6 protein-coding genes, 2 pseudogenes and 1 CRISPR repeat array are annotated in these 6,987 nt (G+C 60.9%); of the genes and pseudogenes, 3 read left to right on the top strand and 5 right to left on the bottom strand.

Going from position 1 to position 6,987, the window contains the following annotated elements:
- Both JE47_RS21130 and JE47_RS21135 read right to left on the bottom strand, forming a co-directional pair.
- Positions 1 to 384: pseudogene (locus tag JE47_RS21130) on the bottom strand (ISNCY family transposase); the annotation flags it as partial.
- 132 nt (positions 385 to 516) lie between these two features.
- On the bottom strand, positions 517 to 741 hold the full coding sequence (locus tag JE47_RS21135; protein WP_051871215.1) for a hypothetical protein: 225 nt from the start codon (positions 739 to 741) through the stop codon (positions 517 to 519).
- Between the two features lie 78 nt (positions 742 to 819).
- A CRISPR array of direct repeats spans positions 820 to 1,331; the repeat unit is 37 nt; unit sequence CTTCAAAAAACCAAAATCCCCGCGAGGGGATTGAAAC.
- A 71-nt stretch (positions 1,332 to 1,402) separates the two neighbouring features.
- Between JE47_RS21135 and JE47_RS0118970 the strand changes: the two genes are divergently transcribed.
- The 3 genes and pseudogenes from JE47_RS0118970 to JE47_RS20760 form a co-directional block, all read left to right on the top strand.
- Complete coding sequence (locus JE47_RS0118970) at positions 1,403 to 2,164, top strand: hypothetical protein (RefSeq protein ID WP_031461259.1); 762 nt, start codon at positions 1,403 to 1,405, stop codon at positions 2,162 to 2,164.
- Positions 2,165 to 2,624: 460 nt separating this feature from the next.
- Positions 2,625 to 3,080 carry a hypothetical protein gene (locus tag JE47_RS22610; RefSeq protein ID WP_442856928.1) on the top strand — a complete coding sequence of 152 codons (456 nt, stop codon included), beginning with the start codon at positions 2,625 to 2,627 and terminating at the stop codon, positions 3,078 to 3,080.
- Positions 3,081 to 3,550: 470 nt separating this feature from the next.
- Positions 3,551 to 4,045, top strand: a pseudogene (locus JE47_RS20760) (RNA polymerase sigma factor); the annotation flags it as partial.
- Between the two features lie 78 nt (positions 4,046 to 4,123).
- Here the strand turns inward: JE47_RS20760 and JE47_RS21140 are convergent.
- From JE47_RS21140 to JE47_RS21865, 3 genes are all read right to left on the bottom strand, one after another.
- Positions 4,124 to 4,789 carry an IS630 family transposase gene (locus tag JE47_RS21140; protein ID WP_031461260.1) on the bottom strand — a complete coding sequence of 222 codons (666 nt, stop codon included), beginning with the start codon at positions 4,787 to 4,789 and terminating at the stop codon, positions 4,124 to 4,126.
- A gap of 779 nt (positions 4,790 to 5,568) precedes the next feature.
- On the bottom strand, positions 5,569 to 6,333 hold the full coding sequence (locus tag JE47_RS21145) for a winged helix-turn-helix domain-containing protein (protein ID WP_031461262.1): 765 nt from the start codon (positions 6,331 to 6,333) through the stop codon (positions 5,569 to 5,571).
- Positions 6,334 to 6,702: 369 nt separating this feature from the next.
- Positions 6,703 to 6,873, bottom strand: coding sequence for a hypothetical protein (locus JE47_RS21865; RefSeq protein ID WP_160173301.1), 171 nt, complete (start codon positions 6,871 to 6,873; stop codon positions 6,703 to 6,705).
- Positions 6,874 to 6,987 lie beyond the last annotated feature (114 nt).

The following is a 6,987-nucleotide window of genomic DNA, read 5'->3' on the forward strand; positions in this document are numbered from 1 at the left end:
GGAGACCAGCGTGGCCGCCGCTTGCAGGGAGGGAAACTGGCAGCGCTGATGCGGCACATCCGGCAGCGCCTGCGCAATCGCGTTGCGCACCGACGGCTGACCAGCCGCGATGCCCCCGACGCTTGGGACGGCAAGCGCCGCCTTGACCGCAGGCAGCAGCGGCGTGCGGTCGTCAGCGGTGGCCGCCAGCAGGCTGCGCGCCAGCAGGATGGCGCCGGACAGCCAGTCGCGCACTCCCCAGCGGACGTCGTTCCCCACCGTCGGCTGCAGGCCATCGCGTGCCAGCACCACCTTCCCAGCCGCCTGCGTCGCCGCCCTGAGCCGGGCCGGGTCGTTCAGCTGCAGCGCCACCAGCGCATCAGAGCGGTCGCGCACGTTGGTCACCCGGCGCTCGCTGATCGGCAGGTGGCGGGCCTGGAGGCGCTGGTGGATCGCAGGGACGCTGGCGTGCTCCTGGGAGCGGAGACGGCCGACTTCGGCGATGACATCACAGCCAAACTCGTGCTGCGGCAGGCTCTAGCGCCCCTCGGCCTCGGGACGGTAGGGTGTGTGAGCGCGTGGGCAGGTCGACGTGCGGCACTGCTGCATGCGCAGGCGCAACTCGACCACCCCCTCCAGCGTGACCACCCGTCGGCGATTGGTATCCTGTCGCCAGGTCGGTCCACCGCAGAGCGGACAGGTTGGCTGCAGGCACTGCAGCACCTCGCTGCGCACAGCCGTCGGGCGATTCAAGCGTTTCATGCGCGACTCCTTCACGAAACAGCGATGTGTCGCTATCCTACGTCTTCAGTGGGGTCACGTCAAGCTGACTTTGCCGGTCTAGAAAAAACCAAAATCCCCGCGAGGGGATTGAAAAACGTAATGCCGGTTTTGATTTTGTGATGACTCCGGCAAGACGGGCCTTCAAAAAACCAAAATCCCCGCGAGGGGATTGAAACCGGTAATTTTGAGGATGTTGTGCTCGGGAACGAACGTTTTGACTTCAAAAAACCAAAATCCCCGCGAGGGGATTGAAACATCCGCGAGCGTCGCGGGTCTTTTTAGTGCAGTTTGGAACGCGGACTTCAAAAAACCAAAATCCCCGCGAGGGGATTGAAACCCTTTCTTCAAACGGAGCAGGCGGGGGAAGAGGGTCGGTACCTTCAAAAAACCAAAATCCCCGCGAGGGGATTGAAACCTACTGTCGCGGGCGGCGGAACGGCGTGACTACAAACAACCTTCAAAAAACCAAAATCCCCGCGAGGGGATTGAAACCTACTGTCGCGGGCGGCGGAACGGCGTGACTACAAACAACCTTCAAAAAACCAAAATCCCCGCGAGGGGATTGAAACATATGCCGCACACGTTGTTGTGGTATAATCCCGCACACAGAACGCATGTGTGTGACGCTGTGGAGGAAGCTATGCGATTCATCACCATCATCGGGAACATCATCTGTATCGTGGGATTGTTCGTTGCATGCATCGGGTGTAGTACGGCACCTCCCGAACCATCGCCGATACCGATGGGGAAGCAGGAAACACCAGAATCACCGACCACCCCACGTCCGACACCAACCGAACGGCAACCAACAGCGACCCCTGCTGCTCCTGATCCCACCGCATCTGCGGTGATCCCGACGGCGTCTGTCGCCGAGACGGCGGTGGGTTCTCCGCTTCCACCGACCGGAACACCGGTTCCACCGACCGGAACACCAGCTCCGACCGCAGCGGTCCGCCCAACGCCTATCCCCACGATCTCCGCTGCCTATGCCCCACCGATTCCGAGCGACGTTCCCGTGCCAACGTTCGATTCGGACCTCCTGTCGATGATCGCCACCGTCGTGCAGTGTCGGTTCCCCAATGCCGTCTATGACCCAGAGCTTCATCGCGACGCGATGATCGACATCTTGCGCCGAGAAACGTATGGGAACTCAACCGATGAGTTTCTGTTAGCCGTCCCGTACTATGTTCGTGTACTCGGCCTGAAGTACGCGGTGTTCGGGATCAACACCGGCGTCCTTCGTGAGGCAGTTCGACAACGGTGGTCATGCACCGACATCCTCGCCCGGCTCAATGAGATCTGGTATGAACCGGATAGATTCTCGGTTCCCCCTTCGTTCTTTTCGCTCTTTCACGGTCAAGAAGTGTACGGCTGGCTCACCGTCTCTATGGCATATGAGTAGGACGACGGTATCGGCTGTGGAACCGGTGCGGCGTCCTGCATGCCGTCCCGGTGTGTCTTGGGAGGTTATCGTATCCGTGATATCCCCCCCGGTAGGTGAACCACCTCGAGGACATACGGGATGGGCACAGCATCAGAAGACCTCAATCGTCTGGAGCGAGGCTACCGATACGTTCCCGAACGAGGCATCCAGGGGCAGATGTCAGATATCCGGCCTGCCCCTGCGACGATGTCTCTTTCCCAACGGGTGCGATCGCATGGATGCTGCGTGCTCGGTTGGGTGCATGGGTATCGCGAACCGACCATCATGCATCGCGTGCGATTCCATCTGCCCGGATCGGTGATGGGTGTTTCCTTCCCGGTCGGTATCGGGAAATACATGGCAATGCGGGGTCGTCCGATTCCTGTTGGGAACGAGACCGCAGGACAGGCGCTGACCAGCAATGCCATGGAGCCGAGTGATGCCATACGTGCATGCGACGCACGGGATGGACGGAGGAACCGTCGTCGCTCGTTCACCATGCATCCGTATGGCATGCGTGATATGTGCCATCCTCCACCATGCGGATGCATCGTCCCCGGTATCGTCGCCAATGCGAACGGGACAAGAGGTGGTGACGGGTATCGGCATGCAGGAACGGAAGGATATCGCCGAGCGCATGCATCTGCTGCGAGAGATACGCTTCGCCGGGTTGTCGGTCGCTCTCGTCACGGGTGAGCGACGCAAGCGCAAGCGCAAGCGCCAACGCCGTATGGTGGCTCAGCATCGTCATCCATGCGTGTTCACCCTCCCGTACCCGTCCCTTCAAAAAACCAAAATCCCCGCGAGGGGATTGAAACAGAAAGAGTACACGACGACCAACGAGATCCTGAGGATTAACCTCTTCAAAAAACCAAAATCCCCGCGAGGGGATTGAAACGTGGGATTGCTGCCCCATCACCATCCACCGCGCTCACCAGTTGCCTTCAAAAAACCAAAATCCCCGCGAGGGGATTGAAACCACCATACACTGTTTGCGCTCGTGTTTTGATCGAGTATGTTTTCAAAAAACCAAAATCCCTGCACGGAATCCGTTGTTGTAAACGTCAACGATATCCGCATTAAAATCTCCCTAACACCTCTGCCGCCCCGCCTCCCATTGCCCCGCATCCTCAACTTCTTACTATCGCCCCAATACTTCTGTCACCCCCATCCCCCCCGTGCACGCAAAAATGTCGCCAAATTGTTACCGTTTTCCCCGCTTATTCCTGCTATTGTAGGTCGTATCAGGATCCGCTTCTTGAACACCGATTGGAGCACACGATGTCATCCCTGCCCCCGCACGACCTGATTGCCGCTATCCGGAATCGTGACCCCCACGCGCTGAGCTAGGTCTACGAAACCTACGGCCCACGCCTGTTCAGCTATCTCCTGCGTCGCCTCGGTGACCCCGACCTCGCCCGCGATGCCCACCACGATGTGTTTGTCCGCTTTTTGGAACGGGCCGATACCTTTGAAGACCGCGGTGTGCCGCTCATTACCTGGCTCTTCCGCCTCGCCCGCAACCTGAGCATCGATCTGCAGCGACGCCAGGGGCGTACCATTCCGTTCAGTGCGATGGTCCTAGCCGATTTTAGCACTGACGATGGCCAGACCCATCTCACCCGGCTGGCCGAGCGGCAGGAGCTACGGCTGGCGCTGGCGAGCCTGCCGCCGATCTACCGCCAGGTGCTGCTGTTGCGCGTGGTGTACCATCTTCCCCTGCCGGAGACCGCCCGCCAGCTCGGACGCACGCTGGGTGCCACCAAAGCCCTCCAGACACGCGCCGTGCAGCTCCTCCGCGAACGGATGGGCAGCGATGACCAGGACGGTGAGCGGATCCCGTCGCCGCCGATGGCGTAGCGCCGGTTCGACATCTCCGGTCACAGCACGCGAGGGGCGGTGCGCGCACCGTCCCTCGTCTAAATAAAACCACAGAAGTCATTCGGCACAGCCGATGACAGACAGGACGGTCGCCGGTTGGTTGTCCAACTCCGCAGAGAACTGCTCGACCGCAGCGACGAGGGCGGCGACCGACGCGAACAGGTAGTTATGCGTCACCTTGCGCTGCAGATGCTTCCAGCGCAACTCCATCACGTTGCGCTGCGGTGCATAGGTCGGCCGCTCGCACCCCTCTAAGCAATCGGCGTATTGCCCCAGCAGTTTGCGCGTCGCCTTGCTGCGATGGATGATGAAATTGTCCACAACTCGCACCATCTTCGTCCCTTTCCGGCACTCGCCAGGGCAGTAGGCCGCGACAATCGCTTCTACAAGAGCACAGAAGCTTTCGCTATTCTTCCGTTCGCGGATCAGGCGCGTGACCGCACCGGTGACCGTATTTACCGCTCCGAAGCTGTAGCACTTCTGGTTCTTGCCGGGCATTGGAACCTTACGTTGGCTGCCACGCTTGGTCCAACACCCAGCGATGCTTGGCAGCACATGAAGGTCCATTTCGTCATCGAACAGCAGCACAACCTCGCCACGTTTGGCTACCGCTTGATGGGCGCGCAGTTTCTCCCCCTTCTCAGCGTAGCGCTCATCCGGGCTGCTCATGCTCAGCACTGGCCGTATCACGGCGTAGCCGAGGGTGTGCAGATGGTGGCGCACCGTTTCACCTCGGCGTGGCCCCGCTAGGCAGGGGGTAGCAGCTTTTGGGTGGCCTCCCGGAGTGAGGTTTAGTGGCAAGGCCCGCCGAGACCTCAGCCTCAGAGCGCTTCAGCCAGTACAACACCGTGTCGTCATCGCAAAGGGTCAGGTCGGCAATCTCCGGCACCGTCTGGCCACGAGCGGAGAACAGCAGCATTTGCGTGAACGCTCGTCGGCGGCGTTGGTCGTTCGGGAGCGCTCCTGGAGCGCAGCGCACTCGGCCGCGTCGAGCGGCCGCACGAATCGGGGAGCTGGTATGGCGTACCTCTCTTCGTTGCTGGCGATACCACCAGTATGCCATATCAGCTCCCGTCCCGAAAAAGGTTCGTGGTTCTATGTTGCGTGTTCCGCCGTCGGCGCGTGTTATTCGTTGCACCGTGCGACAATGGTTCGGACAGGCACGCAGGCATGCGTAGTCTGTCCAACCCTGCCGGACGTGCGCGCAGTGTCGGATGGGTGGTGTTGATCGACACGAGGTGGGGCGGGAAAGATGCTGTGAGCACGCGGCGAGTCACTCCCAGTAGCAGGTGATGGCACTTTCCGAGGTGCGTCCTGCCGTGGAGGGGTACTCCTGGAACAGGATACACCCTCGGATGTGGTAGGGGCGGGTCGAGCACTCGCCCCAATACCAATACACCATTGTGTTCAGGTCTTTCCTGCACGACGCACGGTACCGGTACTGTGGCGCTGCATCGGCAGCCGATGGCCGCGCAACCCGCCCTCGCGGCGCCCCGCCCCCATCAACACCCCTTGATAAGCACGGCCCGTTGCAACTTTCGGCGCATCTCCGGTGAACCATCACTGGCGATCGGTGTCATCGTCAGCCGATAGCCAATCCCGCGTATTGTGTGCACATAGCGCGTCTGCTGCGGATCCGGCTCCAGTTTCCGGCGCAGATATTGCATCCGGGCTTGCACCACGCGTCTGAGATCAGAGTCACGCCGGTGGTACAGGTGTTCCGCAAGATCGCGATAACTGCACACCATCCCGTTGTACCGTGCGAGATACGACAGCAGCCGAGCTTCTAAGCGACTAAGCCGGATCTCGCGCTGACCAACCCACGCACGGCGTCTTGTCAGATCCATCTTCAATCGTGGCCCAGCCCCCTGGTCCGCCCGCTCATCGTCATCCGTCGGATCAGGGGCGGGTCGACCGCGTGGTTCGAGCATCTGTTCGAGCACGGTACGGGTCAAGGGAGCCGCAACCCAGGTCATCTGCGGTGAGGATAGTTCTGCAAGCGAGCCTGCCGGATCGCCTGCCATGGCAACAAGGACCCGCTGCTCCGGGCGCAGCGCAGCGTGCAGGTGCGCGAGGGTGTCGACATGCGACGGGTGGTCGGCAATATGGAGGAGACACCAGCGAACCAGCGGGTGGGCGAGCGCGTCAATGGCGCTTGCGACATCGGTAAGGGGGTACACGGCCCACGACCATTCGTGCAGGCAGTCCATCAGGTCAGAGCGTAGCGTTTCATCAGGTTCCAGTAACAACACAATCCCGTGGGACATCGGCAGGCTCCGGAGCGATAATATGCGAACTGTGCGGGATAGTATAAATGAAGATTCAAATGTGTGCAAATCTTCACAAAGTATCTAACAATAGATACATTAGCTCCAACGCAGGGAAGTTTAAAAAAGGGGGAGTAGGACGATTTCAAGCATTGGGATGGGGTATCGATAGGTATGGTGATCCTGTCATCGCTTTGAGGCGTAGGTCTCAGGCACAACCACCAGCAGAGCCACCATCACCCGTGCGCAGCACCCAGCGCCACGAGTGCATCCCCCACTAGCGCAGGCTGATCTCCCCCTGCGCCACCGACGACCGGGCGGAATTCCCGACGGTTCGGCATTGTCGATCCGCGTGCCGACGGCTCCCATCTACCACGTGACCACCGCCACCACCAGATCCTGCCCGGCAACGGCAGTTGGCCGCGCTGCCCAGCTCAGCCCATCGACGTGCATTGGCGAACGCCCGCTTCGTCCCACAGGCACAGGAGACAGATCGGTCAGCAGCACCCACGGTTCCGCGTGGTCGGCCCTCGCTGCCATCGTCAGCGGACCCGCCACCCGCTGCGGGACGTGCGTGACGGCGCCCCTGGTGCCCTACCCATCCACGCCGCGGTCCGAGTGCCAGGCGCCACACCGGCTGGCGTGCCTGACCGC

The sequence above is a fragment of the Chloroflexus sp. MS-G genome (assembly GCF_000735195.1).
In the GTDB taxonomy this organism is placed as follows: domain Bacteria; phylum Chloroflexota; class Chloroflexia; order Chloroflexales; family Chloroflexaceae; genus Chloroflexus.